The 16,629-nt window shown below is 68.6% G+C and carries 16 protein-coding genes and 1 riboswitch; of the genes, 9 read left to right on the top strand and 7 right to left on the bottom strand.

The annotated features are described in order from the left end of the window. Window positions 1–246 precede the first annotated feature (246 nt). Entirely contained in the window at window positions 247–936 is a 690-nt protein-coding gene (locus AC5P8U_RS15770; protein ID WP_004141029.1) for a winged helix-turn-helix domain-containing protein, read from the top strand. Further along, window positions 933–2,279, top strand: a complete 1,347-nt coding sequence (locus AC5P8U_RS15765; RefSeq protein WP_072167754.1) for an ATP-binding protein — start codon at window positions 933–935, stop codon at window positions 2,277–2,279. Before AC5P8U_RS15770 ends, AC5P8U_RS15765 begins: the two co-directional genes overlap by 4 nt. Here AC5P8U_RS15765 and AC5P8U_RS15760 read toward each other — a convergent pair. Together AC5P8U_RS15760 and AC5P8U_RS15755 are read right to left on the bottom strand one after the other, a co-directional pair. Continuing rightward, window positions 2,276–3,745: a sensor histidine kinase gene (locus AC5P8U_RS15760; protein WP_111008272.1), complete on the bottom strand. Its 1,470-nt coding sequence runs from the start codon at window positions 3,743–3,745 to the stop codon at window positions 2,276–2,278. The genes AC5P8U_RS15765 and AC5P8U_RS15760 overlap by 4 nt on opposite strands. After that, window positions 3,742–4,461 (bottom strand): response regulator transcription factor, encoded by a 720-nt coding sequence (locus AC5P8U_RS15755; protein WP_005415146.1) that lies wholly within the window; start codon window positions 4,459–4,461, stop codon window positions 3,742–3,744. The genes AC5P8U_RS15760 and AC5P8U_RS15755 overlap by 4 nt, the downstream gene beginning before the upstream one ends. A gap of 145 nt (window positions 4,462–4,606) precedes the next feature. On the opposite strand from AC5P8U_RS15755, the gene msrB reads away from it, so the two are divergent. The 4 genes from msrB to AC5P8U_RS15735 all read left to right on the top strand — a co-directional run bounded on the left by msrB (window position 4,607) and on the right by AC5P8U_RS15735 (window position 9,324). Beyond that, entirely contained in the window at window positions 4,607–5,179 is a 573-nt protein-coding gene (gene msrB / locus AC5P8U_RS15750; protein ID WP_005415145.1) for a peptide-methionine (R)-S-oxide reductase MsrB, read from the top strand. A 2-nt stretch (window positions 5,180–5,181) separates the two neighbouring features. Beyond that, window positions 5,182–6,951: a cytochrome c biogenesis protein DipZ gene (locus AC5P8U_RS15745; RefSeq protein WP_072167752.1), complete on the top strand. Its 1,770-nt coding sequence runs from the start codon at window positions 5,182–5,184 to the stop codon at window positions 6,949–6,951. A gap of 14 nt (window positions 6,952–6,965) precedes the next feature. Beyond that, a complete protein-coding gene (gene msrA / locus AC5P8U_RS15740; protein WP_227837981.1) occupies window positions 6,966–7,703 on the top strand; it encodes a peptide-methionine (S)-S-oxide reductase MsrA in 738 nt (245 codons plus the stop codon). Between the two features lie 172 nt (window positions 7,704–7,875). Then, the gene (locus tag AC5P8U_RS15735) at window positions 7,876–9,324 is read left to right on the top strand and encodes an aminotransferase-like domain-containing protein (protein WP_188241530.1); all 1,449 of its coding nucleotides are present in this window, start codon (window positions 7,876–7,878) and stop codon (window positions 9,322–9,324) included. 64 nt (window positions 9,325–9,388) lie between these two features. Here AC5P8U_RS15735 and bioD read toward each other — a convergent pair whose 3' ends face one another. Continuing rightward, window positions 9,389–10,081 (bottom strand): dethiobiotin synthase, encoded by a 693-nt coding sequence (bioD, locus tag AC5P8U_RS15730; protein WP_495214212.1) that lies wholly within the window; start codon window positions 10,079–10,081, stop codon window positions 9,389–9,391. 68 nt (window positions 10,082–10,149) lie between these two features. On the opposite strand from bioD, the gene AC5P8U_RS15725 reads away from it, so the two are divergent. Beyond that, a complete protein-coding gene (locus tag AC5P8U_RS15725) occupies window positions 10,150–10,632 on the top strand; it encodes a GAF domain-containing protein (RefSeq protein ID WP_004140850.1) in 483 nt (160 codons plus the stop codon). Continuing rightward, window positions 10,629–10,991: a TfoX/Sxy family protein gene (locus AC5P8U_RS15720; RefSeq protein ID WP_049410464.1), complete on the top strand. Its 363-nt coding sequence runs from the start codon at window positions 10,629–10,631 to the stop codon at window positions 10,989–10,991. Before AC5P8U_RS15725 ends, AC5P8U_RS15720 begins: the two co-directional genes overlap by 4 nt. 89 nt (window positions 10,992–11,080) lie before the next feature. On the opposite strand, the gene AC5P8U_RS15715 is transcribed toward AC5P8U_RS15720, so the two are convergent. Further along, window positions 11,081–11,659 carry a histidine phosphatase family protein gene (locus AC5P8U_RS15715; RefSeq protein ID WP_447897615.1) on the bottom strand — a complete coding sequence of 193 codons (579 nt, stop codon included), beginning with the start codon at window positions 11,657–11,659 and terminating at the stop codon, window positions 11,081–11,083. Between the two features lie 143 nt (window positions 11,660–11,802). Next, a riboswitch (cobalamin riboswitch) is annotated at window positions 11,803–12,025 on the top strand. Window positions 12,026–12,141: 116 nt separating this feature from the next. On the opposite strand from AC5P8U_RS15715, the gene btuB reads away from it, so the two are divergent. Then, a complete protein-coding gene (btuB, locus tag AC5P8U_RS15710; RefSeq protein ID WP_088496579.1) occupies window positions 12,142–13,983 on the top strand; it encodes a TonB-dependent vitamin B12 receptor in 1,842 nt (613 codons plus the stop codon). A 91-nt stretch (window positions 13,984–14,074) separates the two neighbouring features. Here the strand turns inward: btuB and gph are convergent, their stop codons facing one another. From gph to AC5P8U_RS15695, 3 genes are all read right to left on the bottom strand, one after another. Continuing rightward, complete coding sequence (gene gph / locus AC5P8U_RS15705; protein ID WP_072167746.1) at window positions 14,075–14,743, bottom strand: phosphoglycolate phosphatase; 669 nt, start codon at window positions 14,741–14,743, stop codon at window positions 14,075–14,077. Window positions 14,744–14,806: 63 nt separating this feature from the next. Continuing rightward, window positions 14,807–15,598: a class I SAM-dependent methyltransferase gene (locus AC5P8U_RS15700; protein WP_005415136.1), complete on the bottom strand. Its 792-nt coding sequence runs from the start codon at window positions 15,596–15,598 to the stop codon at window positions 14,807–14,809. Next, the gene (locus AC5P8U_RS15695; protein WP_072167744.1) at window positions 15,595–16,524 is read right to left on the bottom strand and encodes a LysR family transcriptional regulator; all 930 of its coding nucleotides are present in this window, start codon (window positions 16,522–16,524) and stop codon (window positions 15,595–15,597) included. Before AC5P8U_RS15695 ends, AC5P8U_RS15700 begins: the two co-directional genes overlap by 4 nt. Window positions 16,525–16,629 lie beyond the last annotated feature (105 nt).

Here is a 16,629-nt window from a genome sequence, read left to right as displayed (position 1 = left end):
CAGGCCCCGTCGCGTCAGTCGCTTTGCTGTCAGCGATCGTCACCCGCCGTATCACGAAGGTAACGTTTTGTAACAGCGGCAGGCTATGCTGGGCGGCAAGTCGTTGCCGGGACTGAGACCCGGCCCGTGCGCCAGCAACCCCGGCTGAATGGCGCCCGCCCCCGGCACCCGGGCGGCCCGATGGCTGGGATAGCATCGCCGCGCTCGTGCCGTGGCGGTACGTCTGCGCCTACGGAGGCCTTGGAAATGCTGGATATCGTACTGGTTGAAGACGATGCCCGCCTGGGAACGATGGTCAGTGACTACCTGCAGCGGCATGGCTACCAGGTCGCCCATGAACGCAGCGGCGAGCGGGCAGTGGCCCGGATCCTGGCCGAAAAGCCGGCGCTGGTGCTGCTCGATGTCGGCCTGCCCGACCAGGATGGTTTCGAAGTGTGTCGGCAGATCCGCCCTCACTATGACGGCATCATCTGCGTGCTGACCGCCCGCACTGACAACATCGACCAGGTGCTGGGACTGGAGCTGGGGGCCGACGACTACATCGGCAAACCGATCGAACCGCGGGTGCTGCTGGCGCGGCTGCGCGCCCACCTGCGCCGCCACCGCCGGGTCGAACCGCGTGACGGCAGCCTGCGCTTCGGCGAGCTGAACATCGACCCGTCCACACGCAACGTGCACCTGCAGGGCAGCCTGCTGGAGCTGACCACGGCCGAGTTCGACCTGCTGTTCCTGCTGGCCAGCAACGCCGGCCAGATCCTGGACCGCGACGCGCTGCTGCGCGGCCTGCGTGGCATCGCCTTCGACGGCCTGGACCGTTCGATCGATGCCCGCATCTCGCGCCTGCGCCGCAAACTGGGCGACAACCCCGAGCAGCCGGAACGGATCAAGACCGTCCGTGGCCGCGGCTACCTGTTCAGCCGCTCGGCATGGGGATGAAGCGCACGCCCTCGGCGATGCGCGGCCACGCCTTCCACTTCCTGCGCTACGGCGTCGGCTTCCTGGTCGCCCACCTGTTGTTGATCGTGCTGGGCCTGTGGGCCTGGGATGCCCTGCTCGAAGACCGCACGGAAGCTGGTCTGCAGGCCGAGATGCGTGGCACCCATGCGCTGCTGCAGCACCGCTTCGCCGAAACCCCGCGCGACCAGTGGCCGGTGCTGGCACGCGAACTCGACGCCGATTTCGCCTACGCGCTGCGCATGGTGCCGCTGGCTGAGGCAGTGAGGGCGTTGCCGGCCAGCCAACGTCCGCCGTTCAACAACGGCCGCGTGCAGATCGACCTGGAGCACATGCGCAGCCTGCAGCGCATCGGTGACAGCGACTACGCGGTGATCCTGGGGCCGCTGGACGAAGCGCTGCCGGACGAGGGCTGGCAGGACAGCGAAGTGTCCGGCGTGGCGATCCTGCTGCTGATCCTGATGGTGGCGGTGGCACTGCCGATGTACGTGATGGTCTATCGGTTGTGGCGCGACGTCTCGCAGCTGGCACAGGCGGCCAGGCAGATGCGCGATGGCCAGTTGGACACGCGAGCGCCGCGTGCGGGCACCGCGCTGGTGCGGCCACTGGCCAATGCCTTCAACCACATGGCCGAGCAGCTGCAGCAGCTGCTGGAAAGCCAGCGTGTGCTGGCGCAGGCGGTGGCGCACGAAGTGCGCACGCCATTGGCGCGGATGCGTTTCGGCCTGGCCGACCTGGAGGACACCGCGCTCGATGATGGGCAGCGCGATGCACTGGGCGGATTGCGCACCGATGTGGATCGGCTGCAGCACCTGACCGATGCCGGCGTCGAGTACGCCGCACTGGGCCGCTGCCATCAGCCGACCCGCCAGCGCCTGCAGCTGGCGGCGCTGGTGCGTGGCGTGGTCGCCCAGTTCGCGCCGCTGCCGATGCCGGTGCAGCAGGCGCTGTCGCCGGTGGGCCTGGTCAACGTCAACCGGCACATGCTGGAGCTGGCACTGCGCAACCTGCTCGGCAATGCACTGCGTTACGCGCGCCGGCAGATCCGTATTGCCAGCACCGTCAATGACGGCTGGCTATGCCTGCAGGTGGAGGACGACGGCCCCGGCATCGCACCCGAACTACGCGGCCAGGTGCTGCAGCCCTATGTCCGGCTGGACCCGGGCAGTCCCGGCTTCGGCCTCGGCCTGGCGCTGGTGCAGGTGGTGGCCGACAAGCATGGCGGCCACGTCGAAGTGACCGATTCGGCGCTGGGCGGTGCCTGCATCCGCCTGCGCCTGCCGCTGGAAAACGGCGGCATCGTCGAATGCGAAGCGGCCTGCTAGGCCGCCGGTTCCGCACGCGGCAAGGCGAACACGAACAGCGCGCCACGCTCGCTGTCGCGCAGTTCGATGCGGCGGCCGTGCAGCTGCACGATGCGCTGCACGATCAACAGCCCCAATCCGCCGTTCTCGCCGCGCCGCGCGCCCAGCGCGGCCGGTGCCTGGAACAGCTGGGTGCGCAACGCCGGCGCGACCCCTGGGCCGTCATCGGCCACGCTGACCTCCACGCTGTCGGGAGTCGCACGCAGGCGCACTTCGATCTGTCCACCGTCGGGTGCATGGCGCAGCGCGTTGTCGAGCAGGTTGGTCAACACCCGTTCGACCAGGCCCAGGTCGGCGCGCACCAGCGGCAGGCCGGGGGGGAACGCTGCGTGCAGCTGCTGGCCGCGCGCCTGTGCCGCCAGTTCGAACTTCTGCAGCACGTCCTGCAGCAGCTCCGGCAGCGCGAACACCTCCCACTCCAACCGCACTTCGCCATGCTCCAGCCGCGCCAGCTCGAACAGCGCGCGCGCCAGCCGGCCGACCTTGGCGCTCTGCGCCAGCGCGATACCGAGATAGCGGCGGCGCTCGTCCGCTGTCAGCGTGGCGTCCTTCAACGCCAGCGTTTCCAGGTAGCCATGCAGCGACGACAGCGGCGTGCGCAGGTCGTGTGAGATGTTGGCGACCAGTTCGCGGCGCTGCAGGTCCTGCTGGCGCAGCTGCTGCCACTGCTCGCCCAGCCGCTGCGCCATCTGCGCGTGCGCGTGTTCGAGGATCACCAGCTCGTCGCGCTCACCAGGGCGCAGCGGCTCCGGCGGTGGCAACGGCGTGGGTGCGTCGATGTCGAAGGCCTGGATGCGTCGGGTCAGCCGCCGCAGCGGACGGGTCACCCAGTAGAACGCCACCAGCCCGGCCAGCAGGCCGAGGCCACCGACCAGCACCACCGACCACAGCGTGGTGTTCCACTGGCTGCCGGCGGCAAGATCGTCGGCCAGCATCTGCCGGTGCTCGCCGACCAGCACCACGTACACGTAGCCCGCCGGCCGGCCCTGCACGATCAGAGGTGCCGCGCTGAACACCTTGCGGCCATTCGCGCTGCGCGGGTCATCGCCGAGGATCGGCAACGGCGCACCGGCCAGCAGGCGGCGCAGCGGCGCCACGTCCACCCGGTTTCGCACCAGGTGCCCACTGGGTGCATCGTGGCCGAGGATGCGGCCCTGGTCATCCAGCAGGTAGACCTCGACGCTGGGGTTGACCGCCATCAACTGGCCGAACAACGCCCGCACCGCCGCATCACGCATGCCGCTGGTATCCATCAGCTCGCTGCGCTGGGCGATGTGCTCGGCCAGGCCCAACGACAACCGCTGTACCACCTCCTGCTCGTGGCGGGTATTGGCACGCATCTGCAGTGCAAGCAGCGCCATGCAGCACGTCAGCATCAGCGCAGCGGTCACCACTGCCAGCTTCTGCCACAGGTTCGGCTTGATCATGCCGCCGCTCCGGCCGGGTCGACCAGCTTGTAGCCACGGCCCCACACCGTCAGCAGCCGCCGCGGATTGGCCGGATCGGGCTCGATCTTGCTGCGCAGGCGGTTGATATGGGTGTTGACCGTATGCTCGTAGCCGTCGTGCTGGTAGCCCCAGACCTGGTTGAGCAGTTCCATGCGCGCGAACACCTGGTCCGGGTGACGGGCAAAGAACAACAGCAGGTCGAACTCGCGCGGGGTCAGCTCCAATGGATTGCCATCCACCGAGGCGGTGCGCGCGACCGGGTCCAGCTGCAGTCCCCCCAGCTCGATCGCGCCGGCATCGATGCGTGCGCTCTGCGCCATCGCCTCGGCGCGGCGCAGCAGCGCGCGCACGCGTGCCACCAGTTCCGGCATCGAGAAGGGTTTTGCCAGGTAATCGTCCGCGCCCAGTTCCAGGCCGACGATGCGCTGGGTTTCGCTGCCGCGCGCACTGATGATGATGATCGGCACATACCGCGCCATCGCGCGTGCGCGCTGGCACACCTGCAGCCCGTCCACGCCGGGCAGCATCACGTCCAGCACCAGCGCGTCCCAGGGACCTTCCTGCTCGAGCAGGCGCAGGCCGGCATCGCCGCTGGCAGCATGGGCGACGTCGTAGCCCTCATCGCCCAGGTGCATGCGCAGCAGGTCGGCGATGTGGGCATCGTCTTCAACAATCAGCACGCGTTTGGTCGACATCGTCAGCTCAAGGCCAGTGGGGAGGCGGGTTGCATTGTGGCGCGGGACGGCCGCCGATACCTCACGAAAAATTGAATCCTGCGTGAGGATTCGTTGACCCGGGCGGGCGCAGCATGGCCCCGTCACCCCCTTCCCGGAGTCCGCCATGTCCTTGTCCCGCCGCCATCTGCTGGGCCTGGGCGGTGTTGCCACCGCCGCCGGCCTGCTCGGCCTGGGGGCCTGCAGCCGCGCCGCCCCCGCCGCCGCCGAAGCGCGCCCGTCGCGACAGTTCGAGGTCATGCACAGCGATGCCGACTGGCGCCAGCGCCTGACCCCGGCGCAGTACGCGGTGCTGCGCCAGCAGGCCACCGAACGGCCGTGGAGCAGCCCGCTCAACAAGGAACACCGCCAGGGCACCTTCGCGTGTGCCGGCTGTGCGCTGCCGCTGTTTTCCTCGTCCACCAAGTTCGAGAGCGGCACCGGCTGGCCCAGCTTCTGGGCGCCGCTGCACAACGCCATCGGCGAAGACCGCGACGTCACCTTCGGGATGCTGCGGGTGGAGGTGCACTGCCGCCGCTGCGGTGGCCACCTCGGCCATGTGTTCAACGATGGCCCACGCCCGACCGGGCTGCGCTACTGCATGAACGGTGCAGCGATGGTGTTCGTTCCCGGCGCCACGGATGGCACTGCCGACGGCTGGCGGGTGCCGGTCGGTTCTTCCCCTGTTTCCGGAGCCTGACGATGCTGCTGTTGCTGCTTGCCTACCTGGGAGGCGCGCTGACCCTGCTCAGCCCCTGCATCCTGCCGGTGCTGCCGTTCGTGTTCGCGCGTGCCGACCGTCCGTTCCTGCGCAGCACGCTGCCATTGCTGCTGGGCATGGCACTCACCTTCACCGTGGTCGCCAGCCTGGCCGCGGTGGGCAGCCAATGGGTGGCACAGGCCAACCAGGTCGGGCGCTGGATCGCCCTGCTGCTGATGGCGCTGTTCGCGGTCGCCCTGCTGTGGCCACGAGTGGCCGACCATCTGCTGGCGCCGTTCCAGCGCGTGGGTGCCCGTCTGAGCGCGCGCGCCGATGCCGCGGATGCCGCTGGGCGCGGCGGCGCGTGGACCTCGCTGCTGATCGGCATCGCCACCGGCCTGCTGTGGGCGCCATGCGCCGGTCCGATCCTCGGCCTGGTGCTGACCGGTGCCGCCCTGCATGGTGCCAGCGTGGGTACCAGTGCCCTGCTGCTGGCGTATGCGCTGGGCGCGATCACCGCGCTGGCACTGGCGGTGTGGGTGGGCGGCCGGGTGTTCCGTGCGCTGCAGGCGCGGCTTGGCCTCGGCGATGTGCTGCGCAAGGTGCTGGGCGTGGCCGCCTTGCTGGCAGTGGTGGCGATCGGCCTGGGCTGGGATACCGGCCTGCTGACCCGCCTTTCCACGGTCAGCACCGCGCGTATCGAGCAGGGCCTGCTGGACGCGGTACCCGGCGCGCAGCCGGCGGCACCACCGATGATGATGATGGCCGGTGCCAACGCCGCTGGCGATGCACCGCTGCCGGTCGAGGGCACCCTCCCCGCGCTGGACGGGGCCACCGGCTGGCTCAACAGCCCACCGCTGACGGCCCAGCAGCTGCGCGGCAAGGTGGTACTGGTCGACTTCTGGACCTACTCCTGTATCAACTGCCTGCGCGCGATGCCGTTCGTGCACGAATGGGAGCGCCGCTACCGCGACCACGGCCTGGTGGTGATCGGCGTGCACACGCCGGAATTCGCCTTCGAGCGTGACCCGCGCAACGTCATGAAGGCGGTGCAGCAGCTGAAGGTCGAGTACCCGGTGGCGCTGGACAACCAGTACACGATCTGGCGCGCGTTCAACAACCGCTACTGGCCGGCGCAGTACTTCGTCGATGCGCAGGGCAACATCCGCGGCCACCAGTTCGGCGAAGGCAACTACGCGCGTTCGGAACAGATGATCCGTCGCCTGCTGACCGAAGCCGGGCAGGCCAACCTGCCGCCGCCTGCCGATCCTGCTGCCGCCGACCTGAAAGGCGTGGCCGTGCAGGCCGACATGGGCAACCTGCGCTCGCCGGAAACCTATCTGGGCCACGCCCGCGCCGAGCAGTTCGCCTCGCCCGGCGGACAGCGCAGCAACAGCGCGTTCGACTACACGCTGCCGACCACCCTGGCGTTGAACCAGTGGGGACTGTCGGGGCGCTGGACCGTCACCGATGAAGCCGCACAGCTGCAGCAGGCCGGTGGCCGCATTGCCTTCCAGTTCCATGCGCGTGACCTGCACCTGGTGCTGGCGCCCAGCCGCGACGGCACGCCGGTGCGCTTCCGCGTCTGGCTGGATGGCAAGGCGCTGCCCGCTGCCGATGCCGGTAGTGATGTCGGCGCCGATGGCAGTGGCGTGGTCGACGAGCATCGCCTGTACCAGCTGGTACGCCAGCGCGGCACGGTCGGTCCGCATCGCTTCGAGATCGAATTCCTCGATGCGGGCGTGCAGGCCTATGCCTTCACCTTCGGTTGAACCGGGAGCACATGATGAAACTCTCCTTTGAACAGAGCATCGCCGCCGGTGTTGCCGGCCTGGTGGCCATGGCATTGATTGCCGGGGTGCTGCTGGTCGATCACGGCGCGGCTGCGGCGCCGGTCGAAGCCAGCGCGCAGATCCAGGCACTGCCGGCCCCCACCGGCGATGCGGCGTTCCGCGATGACGCCACCCACGCCAGCGTGGTGTTTGCCGGCGGTTGCTTCTGGGGCGTGCAGGGCGTGTTCCAGCACGTCAAGGGCGTGAGCAATGCGGTGTCCGGCTATATCGGTGGCAGTGCAGCCAATGCGCGCTATGAGCGCGTCAGCGGTGGCCAGACCGGCCATGCCGAAGCCGTAAAGATTGACTACGACCCGCGCCAGGTCAGCTATGGACAGCTGATGCAGGTGTTCTTCTCAGTCGCGCACGACCCGACCCAGCTCAACCGCCAGGGTCCGGACCACGGCAGCCAGTACCGTTCGGCGATCTTCACTGACGACGCCCGCCAGCAGGCGGCCAGCCGTGCCTACATCGCCCAGCTCGGCCAGGCCGGCAGCTACCGCGCGCCGATCGTCACCCAGCTGGTCAGCGGCCAGCGCTTCTACCCGGCCGAGAGCTACCACCAGAACTACATGACCAACTACCCGCAGGCCGCCTACATCCGCTACTACGACGCACCGAAGCTGGCGGCCCTGGCCAAGCAGTTTCCGGCGCTGTACCGGCGCGAGGCGGTGCTGGTGCCGATGCGCTGACGGCATTTCCCCTGGGGCTGATCGGTGCTCGGCTCTACACACCAAAAAAAGACGCACGGCGGTCCCGCCGTGCGCTTGGAATGCGCCGGCCACGCCCCGATCAGGCCCGGCCGACGACGACATGCTAGGCTCGCCATCATCATGGGTACAGAACCAGATGGCGGCATGTTCGATGGATACAGATGACCAGGCCACGATGATCCCTCCACGCTACCAGCGGCTCTCCGACGAACTGGCCGAGGCCATCCACGGCGGCCGCCTTCCGGTCGGCAGCCGCCTGCCTTCGCTGCGGCAGATGGCGTCGCAGCGCAGGCTCAGCCTCAACACGGTGATCGCGGCATATCGCCAGCTGGAAGATGCCGGGCTGGTGATTCCGCGGCCGAAGGCGGGCTTCGAAGTCGCGCCGCGGCTGTCGGTGCCGGAGCGTTCGCTGCGCGACACCCCGTCCGCGCCCACCGCGCCGCTGCAGCAGGTGCTGATGGCCCGGGTACTGGAAGCGCAGCGCCGCCCGGGTGTGGTCGACCTGGCCTTCGCCGGCCCACGTGGTCGCCAGTTCTATCCCGGCGCGCAGCTGGCCCGGCATACCGCGCAGGTGCTGCGCCACGGCCAGCAGACGGTGGAGACCTATGCGAGACCCAACGGCTCCCCCCGGCTGCTGGCGCAGATCGTGCGCCGCAGTCCGCGCATGGGCCTGCACACCCACGCCGAGCGACTCCTGCTGACCCATGGTGCGATGGAGGCCCTGCAGCTGGCGTTGCGCGCGGTCACCCAGCCCGGTGACGCAGTGGGCATCGAGGCGCCGTCCTACTTCAACCTGTATCCGTTGCTGGCCAACCTCGGCCTGCAGGCAATCGAGTTGCCCACCCACCCGCAGCACGGGCTGGATGTGGATGCACTGGATGCGCTGCTGGAGCACACGCCGCTGGCCGCACTGGTGGTGATGCCGACCGTGCACAACCCGCTCGGCTGCACCATGCCGACCGCCGCCAAACAACGCCTGGCCGAGCTGGTCAACGCACGGCAGCTGCCCCTGATCGAGGATGCGGTGTACGCCGAGCTGCAGTTCTGCGAGCCGCCGGCACCCTTGCTGAAAGCCTTCGATCGCGATGGCTGGGTGATGGTGGTCGGTGGCTTCTCAAAGACACTGGCGCCGGATTACCGCATCGGCTGGCTGGATGGCGGCCGCTTCGCAGAGCGCATCGCGCTGCTGAAGTTCCAGTCCACCGGTGGTGAGCCGCAGCTGCTCGGCGATGCGGTGGCCGCGTATCTGGAAGCAGGCAGCTACGAGCACCATCTGCATCGCATGCGCCGCCTGTACCGCGAACAGGTGGGACGGCTGCGCCAGCTGGTAGCCGAGCATTTCCCGGCAGGCACCCGCGCCACCGAACCACAGGGCGGATTCCTGCTGTGGCTGGAACTGCCGGGCGTGGACACGCGCGAGCTGTTCGAGCGAGCGCTGCAGGAGGACATCGTGTTCATGCCCGGCCAGGTCTATTCGCGTGGTGCGCGCTATCGCCACTGCCTGCGGCTGTCGTGCTGCCAGAGCCTGGATGCGCGCTTCATCGGTGCGGTGGAACGGCTGGGTGCGATCGCGCGGGAGCTGGCGGCTGCAGCACGGTAGTGCCGGCCGCTGGCCGGCAACTGCACGGACGTGATTCATCGAGGTTGCCGGCCAGCGGCCGGCACTACCCCAGGTCGTCGAGCAGGTGCGCCGCCAGCACTTCACCACTGGCATCCGGCAGATGCGGCAGCCGTCCCCAGCACGGCATCGGCAGGCGCTGCTGCAGCGTGGCGATGTTCTCGTCCTGGCGCTGCATTGCCGGGTCGATGTGGTTGCCGATCCAGCCCAGGCAGTCCACGCCGCTGGCCTGCAGCGATTGCGCGGTCAACCGCGCGTGGTTGACGCAGCCCAGCCGCATGCCCACCACCAGCAGCACCGGCAGCTGCAGCGCACGCACCAGGTCGAGCTGGTCCAGCGTGGCCGAGACCGGTGCCAGCCAACCGCCCACGCCCTCCACCACGACGATATCGGCCTTCGCGCGCAGGCGTTCGAACGCGGCCACGATCGGCGCCAGCGCCACCTGCACGCCGTCCTCGGCAGCGGCCAGCTCCGGTGCCAGCGGCTGCCGCAGCGCATAGGGATTCAGGTCGGCATAGTCCGGTACCGGCCAGCTGGCCGCCTGCAGCGCCAGCGCGTCCTCGTTGCGCAGGCCCTGCCCCAGGTCCTCGCTGCCGCTGGCCACGGGCTTCATGCCCACCGCGCGCAGGCCACGCTGGCGCAGTGCATGCAGCAGCGCGGTGCTGGCCGCGGTCTTGCCGATTTCGGTGTCGGTGCCGGTAACGAACAGGGCGGGCGGCAGCGTAGCGGGCAACGGCATCGATGGGCTCCAACAGGGCAACAGTGCGCGCATTATCGCCGGCCCGGTGCACTTGCTAGACTGCAGGCATGTTCGCCAATGCCTCGCTCACCGGCAGCAAGCCGGAACAATACGCCCAGCTGCTGGAACAGGCCCGTGGCCTGGTCTACGCCGAGTCCGACCGCATCGCCAACGCGGCCAACCTCTCCGCACTGGTCTATCACGCCCTGCCCGACCTGAACTGGGTGGGCTTCTACCTGTATGACGGCAAGGAACTGGTGGTCGGCCCGTTCCAGGGCCTGCCGGCCTGCGTGCGCATCCCGCTGGACAAGGGCGTGTGCGGTGCCGCCGCCAGCCAGCGCGTGACCCAGCGCGTGGACGACGTCGATGCCTTCCCCGGCCACATCGCCTGCGATTCGGCCTCGCGTTCGGAGCTGGTGGTGCCGCTGCTGCGCGGCGATGAACTGATCGGCGTGTTCGATATCGACAGCCCGAAGGTCGGCCGCTTCGACGCCGACGATCAGGCCGGCCTGGAAGCCATCGCCCGCGTGTTCGTCGAGGCACTGGGATGAGCGCACCGAAGCTGCGCAACATCGGCCCGAAGAGTGCAGCGTGGCTGCGCCAGGTCGGGCTGCGCAGCCGCGAGGACCTGGTTGCGATCGGCGCAGTTGGCGCCTTCGTCAAGGTCAAGCGGGCCGGCTTCAAGCCCAGCCTGAACCTGCTGTACTCGCTGGAAGGCGCATTGCTGGACTGCCACTGGCAGGAGCTGAGCGAGCCGCAGCGTGAAGCGCTGGTGCAGGACTACGAAGCGCGCATCGCCGCGCATCCGCTGAAGGCGGCCGGCCCGGCGTCGGGCCCGGTGCATGAGCAGCGCTTCGATGCCGACGATGACGCTGAAGACAGCGTTGCCGAGGGCGCGGACGAGGATTGAGCCGCGCCCTCCTGTAGAGCCGAGCCCACGCTCGGCTGGCCTTTCTGATCGAAGTGCAGCCGAGCATGGCTCGGCTCTACAAGAGCAGATCAGGGCTGCTGCAGTTCCAGCAGCTCGCCCACCAGCCCGATCTCGCCCCGCTCCAGCCACACCCGCAGGCGCGTGCCGTGGTCGATGCGCAGGGCCCAGCACAGCGACATCGGCAGGCCGCAGACCTGCGACAACACCATGCGCAGCGGGCCACCATGGCTGACCACCAGCGTCGGCACCGGATCATCATCATCGAGCAGGCGATCCAGCGCGCGCGCGATACGCCGCTCGAAATGACCCCAGCTCTCGCCGTTCGGCGGCGGGAACGCATGCGGATCGGCATGGAAGGCGGCCAGCGCATCTTCCGGCAGGTCGAACAGCGACTGCCCGTCCCAATCGCCGAAATCCAGTTCTTCCCATTCCTCGTCCGCTTCGACGTCCAGCCCGCGTGGGGTGGCCAGCGCCATCGCCGTGTGCAGGGCGCGCAACCGCGGTGAACTGATCACCCGCTCCCAGCGTTGCCCGGCATAGGCCTCGACCAGCTCCTGCGGCAGGCCGGCCAGCTGCGGTGGATCGCTGCGGCCATCAAGGAATTCATCGCGACCGTTGCCGGCATGGCGGACCAGGTCGAGGATCATGCGTGCGTCCCGGACGGGCGACGCAGGTACAACGGAGAACGGGCAGACATCGGTAACGGCACCACGGGATCGAGCAACCATTCTAAAGGCACAGCAAAGGCAGCCGCGCAGGCGCGACGCAACGGGACGGCCTGCGATGCCGTAGACTGCGCGCACTTCCAGGTGACCTGCGGCCGTGGCCGGCAGGTTGAAACGGGAAGCCGGTGACGCGTGATTCCACGCCAGGCCGGCGCTGCCCCCGCAACGGTAAGCACGTCAGTTCCAGGCAACACCGCCACTGTGCCGCAGGCATGGGAAGGCGCCTGGACGGTGGCCTCGCGCCACCCGGCGGCAAGCCCGGAGACCGGCCCGGAAGCCTCAGGTCGCGATGCGGTGGGCATGGCGCTGGATGACCGTGGCGTGCGCTGCGGCATCGGCGCGTGCCTGCCTTCGCGGCTCCTCCCCTTCGCCACGCGGGCGTGCGTGGCACCTGGAGTCCCCCCATGAAGCTGCAGTCCCGAATGCTGTCCCTGGCCGTACTGGCCGCCCTGCCCGCGCTGGCACAGGCCGCCGATGACACCACCGCGCTCGACCAGATCCTGGTCACCGCCACGCGCACCCCGATCGCCCTGCAGGACAGCATCGCGCCGGCCCAGGTGATCGACCGCGCGCAGATCGAATCCAGCCAGGCCACGTCGCTGCAGGAACTGCTGCGCGGCCGCGCCGGCATCAACCTGACCAATGCCGGTGGGCTCGGCAAGCAGAGCTCGCTGTTCCTGCGCGGCACCAACTCGGGCCACACCGTGGTGCTGGTCGACGGCGTGCGCATCAACAGTGCCGACCTCGGCCTGGCGATGTACCAGGACCTGCCGCTGGCGCAGATCGAGCGCGTGGAAATCGTGCGTGGCCCGCAGTCGAGCCTGTACGGCGCCGATGCCATTGGCGGCGTGATCCAGATCTTCACCCGCCGCAACCAGGGTGATTTCGCCCCGCACTTCCAGCTCGGTGGCGGCAGCAACGGCCTGCGCGAAGCCAGCGGCGGGATCGGTGGCGGGACCGAACGCGGCTGGTTCGGCGCCGACATCGCCTACCAGCATTCCGATGGCATCGATGCCTGCCGCGGCTCGGCAACGCTGTTCACCGGCTGCTTTGCCGACGAACATGACCGCGATGGCTACCGCAACCTGTCCAAGAGCCTGCGCGGTGGCTACACCTTCAACGACCAATGGAACGTGGAAGGCAGTGCATTGCGTGCCGACGGAAAGAACCATTACGACGGCTACTACAACTATTCGGAAACCCGCCAGCAGGTGCTGGCCGGCAAGGTGCGCTACACCCCGTCCGAACGCCTGGCGTTCACCGCCAATGTCGGGCGCAGTGACAACGAGTCGGACAACTTCGGTGACTTCGGTGCCCGTGGCAGCGCTCAGACCCACCGCGACAGTGCCTCGCTGCAGGGTGACTTCGCCTTGGCCGAAGGCCAGCTGCTGAGCACCGGCGTGGACTGGAGCGAAGACAACCTGGATGGCAGCAGTGCCGGATATCGGGTCGACAGCCGCCGCAACACCGGCGTGTTCGTGCAGTACCAGGGGCGCTTCGGCCGCCACCAGCTGCAGGCCAGCGCGCGCAACGACGACAACCAGCAGTTCGGCAACCACGCTACGGGCAGCCTCGGCTGGGCGATGGAGCTCGGCCACGGCCTGCGTGTCAATGCCAGTTACGGCACCGCGTTCAAGGCGCCGACCTTCAGCGACCTGTATGACCCGTGGAGCGGTGTGCCGACGTTGAACCCGGAGAAGTCCAAGAGCGCCAACCTGGGCGTTTCGCAGCAGGGACAGGGCTGGCACTGGGGCCTGGACGTCTATGAAACCCGCATCGATGATCTGATCACCTACGATGCGGCGACCTTCAGGATGCAGCAGGTGGAGAAGGCGCGCATCCGCGGTGCCGAACTGACCGGTGGCGTGCTGCTGGCCGGCTTCGACATCAACGCCCAGCTGAGCTACACCGACCCACGCAACCGCACCGGCGGCAGCACGCAGTTCGACAACTGGCTGCCGCGTCGTGCACAGCAGACCGCGCGCTTGGACATCGACCGGCGTTTCGGGGACTTCCGCGCAGGCCTGACGGTTCAGGGTGCGGGCAAGCGCTATGACGATGCCGCCAACGCGGTGAAGGTGGGGGGGTACGGCACGCTGGATCTGCGCGCCGAGTACGCGCTGACGCCGTCGTGGTCGCTGCTGGCGCGTGCCACCAACGTGTTCGACCGCAGGTATGAGACGGTGGCGTGGTTCAACCAGCCGGGCCGTGAGTACCAGTTGAGTGTGCGTTACCAGCCGAAATGAAAGAAGGCGCCGGGCATTGCCCGGCGCTTTCTCTGTAGAGCCGAGCCCATGCTCGGCTCAGGCAGCAAAGCAGCCGAGCATGGGCTCGGCTCTACACCGGGACGCCGGCGGTCAACCCCGGCAGTTCACGCAGGTCGTCGATCACCGCCACCGCATGCGCGCTGGCCAGGTCCAGGCCGCGCGGATAGCCGTAGCGCACCAGCGCGATCGGCATGCCCGCATCTTCGGCGGCGCGGTAGTCGGTCAACGAATCTCCCACCATCAGGCACGCCTGCACCGGCAGCCCGAAGTGCGTGGCGATGTGCCGCAGCGGTTCGCCGCTGGGCTTGCGCTGTGGCAGTGAATCGCCGCCCAGTACCAGCGCGAACGCATCACCGATGCCCAGGTGCTGCAGCAGCGGCGGCACCAGTGCTTCGGGCTTGTTGGTGCAGATCGCCAGTGGCACGTCGCGCGCGCGCAGCTGCGCCAGTGCCTCGGCCACGCCATCGAACAGGCGCGGGCTGCGCAGCAGGCATTCACGGTAGTGCACCATGAACACCGGCATGACCTCGGCCAGGTCGACCTCACGACCGGCGGCGTGCACGGCCTGTTCGACCAGGCGGCGCACTCCGTCACCGATCCAGCCGAGCACGGTGGCTTCCGGCACGCGTGCCATGCCGATGGCTTCCAGCGTGCGGTTCAGCGCTTCGGCGATGTCAGATGCGCTGTCGACCAGCGTGCCATCGAGATCGAATACGACCAGCGGATAGGGATACGACAAGGGACGACGCCTGTACAACGTGGGGCCGCCCATTGTACGCCGCGTTTTTTTCCAGGATCCGCCTCATCCGATCCTGCGTGCGCGGGTGGCCAGAAAGGTGGGCAGGTAACGGTCGATCAGGAAGCGCGGCTTCGGCTGCCAGTCTTCCATGAACCGATCAATCACGAAGCCTGCATCCAGCTGTCCGCCGATCAGTTCGGTCAGGCTGTGGCCAAAGGTCAGCGCATCACCGCGGGCGAGTTTCGCCTCACGCTCTGCGGCGGGCAGGTCTTCCAGGTCCGAATAGGGAATGGCGTACTGCGGCCGGATCAAACCCTGTGCGTCCAGCTGCGGATCACGTGCACCGACGAACAGCACCGGGTTGTAGAAACTGGCCATCAACATGCCATCGCGCGCCAGCACGCGGCGGCATTCGGTCCACACCGGGCGCACGTCGGGCACGTACAGGTTGGAGATCGGATGGAACACCACGTCGAAACTGTCGTTGGCGAATACGTGCAGGTCGCGCATGTCGCCCTGCACCGTGCGCAGCTGCAGTCCATCACGCGCAGCGACCCGGCGGTCCTGTTCCAGCTGCCCGTCGGACAGGTCGAACACGGTGACGTCGGCGCCCGCAGCGGCCAGCACGGGGGCCTGCTGGCCACCACCCGAGGCCAGGCACAGGATGCGGCGGCCGCGCACGTCGCCCAGCCAGTCCAGTGGCAGCGCGCGTGGGGTCAGGTGCACCTGCCAGCGGCCTTCGCGCGCGGCGGCAATGGTTGAACTCTCCACCGGGCGCGACCATTCGCGCACTTCGCTGGCCTGGCGGTCCCAGGCAGCACGGTTGTGGTCGATCAAGGCCTGTCCATGGTTCATGTGTTCTCCTTGCCCGGTGGGCGCCAATCCAGATCCTGGAAGGCCGGGCTGGCGAAACACTCGGCCAGGTAATCCAGGAATCGCCGCATGATAGCGGGCTGCTGGCGCCGTGATGCGTACACGGCATGAATGCCGAGCTCGTCCAGACTGAATCCGGGCAGCAGTTCGATCAGCTCGCCGCTGCGCAGCAGTGGCGCCACCTGGTAGGTCGGCAGCATGGCGATCCCGGCACCGGCGCGTACCGCCTCCAGCAGCAGCGAGGCATCGTTGGCGCTGATGTTGCCGCCCACCGCCACCGACAGCGAACGGCCATCGCGGTGCAGCTGCCACAGGCTCTTGCCGACGTAGTGGTGGGTCAGGCAGTTGTGCGCGGCCAGGTGCTCCGGCGCGGTCGGCGTGCCACGCGCCTGCAGGTACGACGGCGTCGCGCACAGCACCGAGCGGCAGGTGGCCAGCCGCCGCGCGATCAGGCTGGGGTCGATCTGGCGCGCGATGCGCACGGCCAGGTCCACGCGCTCCTCGACCAGGTTCACCGTGCGGTCGACCAGCAGCAGCTCGATGCGCGCCGCCGGATGGCGTGCGACGAAACCGGCCACCGCCCGCGCCAGGTGGCTCTGCCCGAACGACACGCTGGCGGTCACCCGCAGCGTGCCGTGCGGCTCGGGATCATCACTGGCCAGCTCGCCCTGCAGTTCTTCGCCGATTGCCAGCATCTGCCGGAAGCGCGCCAGCGCCGCCTCGCCCGGGCCGGTCAGGCTGACCCGGCGTGTGGTCCGGTGCAGCAGGCGTGCGCCCAGCCAGCCCTCGACCTCGGCCAGGTAGCGGCTGACCATCGCCCGCGACATGTCCAGCACTTCTGCGGCGGCGGTGAGGCTGCCGCGCTCGGCCACCTCGACAAACACGGCCATGGCGGTCAATCGGTCCATATGCTCGATCCACGCAACAAACAAGCGCGTTATACGCTGTTTTTCGAGCGACTGCAGCGGCCTAGAGTGGCCCCATTCCCAGCCCACATCGCCCCACGGAGTCCT

This window comes from Stenotrophomonas sp. YJH_SMC_81 (assembly GCF_059370875.1).
The sequence above is the reverse complement of the archived record's forward strand: the minus strand, read 5'-3'. Positions and strand labels throughout refer to the sequence as shown.

What these genes read in the sequence shown, in the direction of transcription:
- AC5P8U_RS15770 (WP_004141029.1), top strand. Translation starts at nt 247, where the DNA reads ATGCTGGATATCGTACTGGTTGAAGACGATGCCCGCCTGGGAACGATG.
- AC5P8U_RS15765 (WP_072167754.1), top strand. Translation starts at nt 933, where the DNA reads ATGAAGCGCACGCCCTCGGCGATGCGCGGCCACGCCTTCCACTTCCTG.
- AC5P8U_RS15760 (WP_111008272.1), bottom strand. Translation starts at nt 3,745, where the DNA reads ATGATCAAGCCGAACCTGTGGCAGAAGCTGGCAGTGGTGACCGCTGCG.
- AC5P8U_RS15755 (WP_005415146.1), bottom strand. Translation starts at nt 4,461, where the DNA reads ATGTCGACCAAACGCGTGCTGATTGTTGAAGACGATGCCCACATCGCC.
- msrB (WP_005415145.1), top strand. Translation starts at nt 4,607, where the DNA reads ATGTCCTTGTCCCGCCGCCATCTGCTGGGCCTGGGCGGTGTTGCCACC.
- AC5P8U_RS15745 (WP_072167752.1), top strand. Translation starts at nt 5,182, where the DNA reads ATGCTGCTGTTGCTGCTTGCCTACCTGGGAGGCGCGCTGACCCTGCTC.
- msrA (WP_227837981.1), top strand. Translation starts at nt 6,966, where the DNA reads ATGAAACTCTCCTTTGAACAGAGCATCGCCGCCGGTGTTGCCGGCCTG.
- AC5P8U_RS15735 (WP_188241530.1), top strand. Translation starts at nt 7,876, where the DNA reads ATGGATACAGATGACCAGGCCACGATGATCCCTCCACGCTACCAGCGG.
- bioD (WP_495214212.1), bottom strand. Translation starts at nt 10,081, where the DNA reads ATGCCGTTGCCCGCTACGCTGCCGCCCGCCCTGTTCGTTACCGGCACC.
- AC5P8U_RS15725 (WP_004140850.1), top strand. Translation starts at nt 10,150, where the DNA reads ATGTTCGCCAATGCCTCGCTCACCGGCAGCAAGCCGGAACAATACGCC.
- AC5P8U_RS15720 (WP_049410464.1), top strand. Translation starts at nt 10,629, where the DNA reads ATGAGCGCACCGAAGCTGCGCAACATCGGCCCGAAGAGTGCAGCGTGG.
- AC5P8U_RS15715 (WP_447897615.1), bottom strand. Translation starts at nt 11,659, where the DNA reads ATGATCCTCGACCTGGTCCGCCATGCCGGCAACGGTCGCGATGAATTC.
- btuB (WP_088496579.1), top strand. Translation starts at nt 12,142, where the DNA reads ATGAAGCTGCAGTCCCGAATGCTGTCCCTGGCCGTACTGGCCGCCCTG.
- AC5P8U_RS15700 (WP_005415136.1), bottom strand. Translation starts at nt 15,598, where the DNA reads ATGAACCATGGACAGGCCTTGATCGACCACAACCGTGCTGCCTGGGAC.
- AC5P8U_RS15695 (WP_072167744.1), bottom strand. Translation starts at nt 16,524, where the DNA reads ATGGACCGATTGACCGCCATGGCCGTGTTTGTCGAGGTGGCCGAGCGC.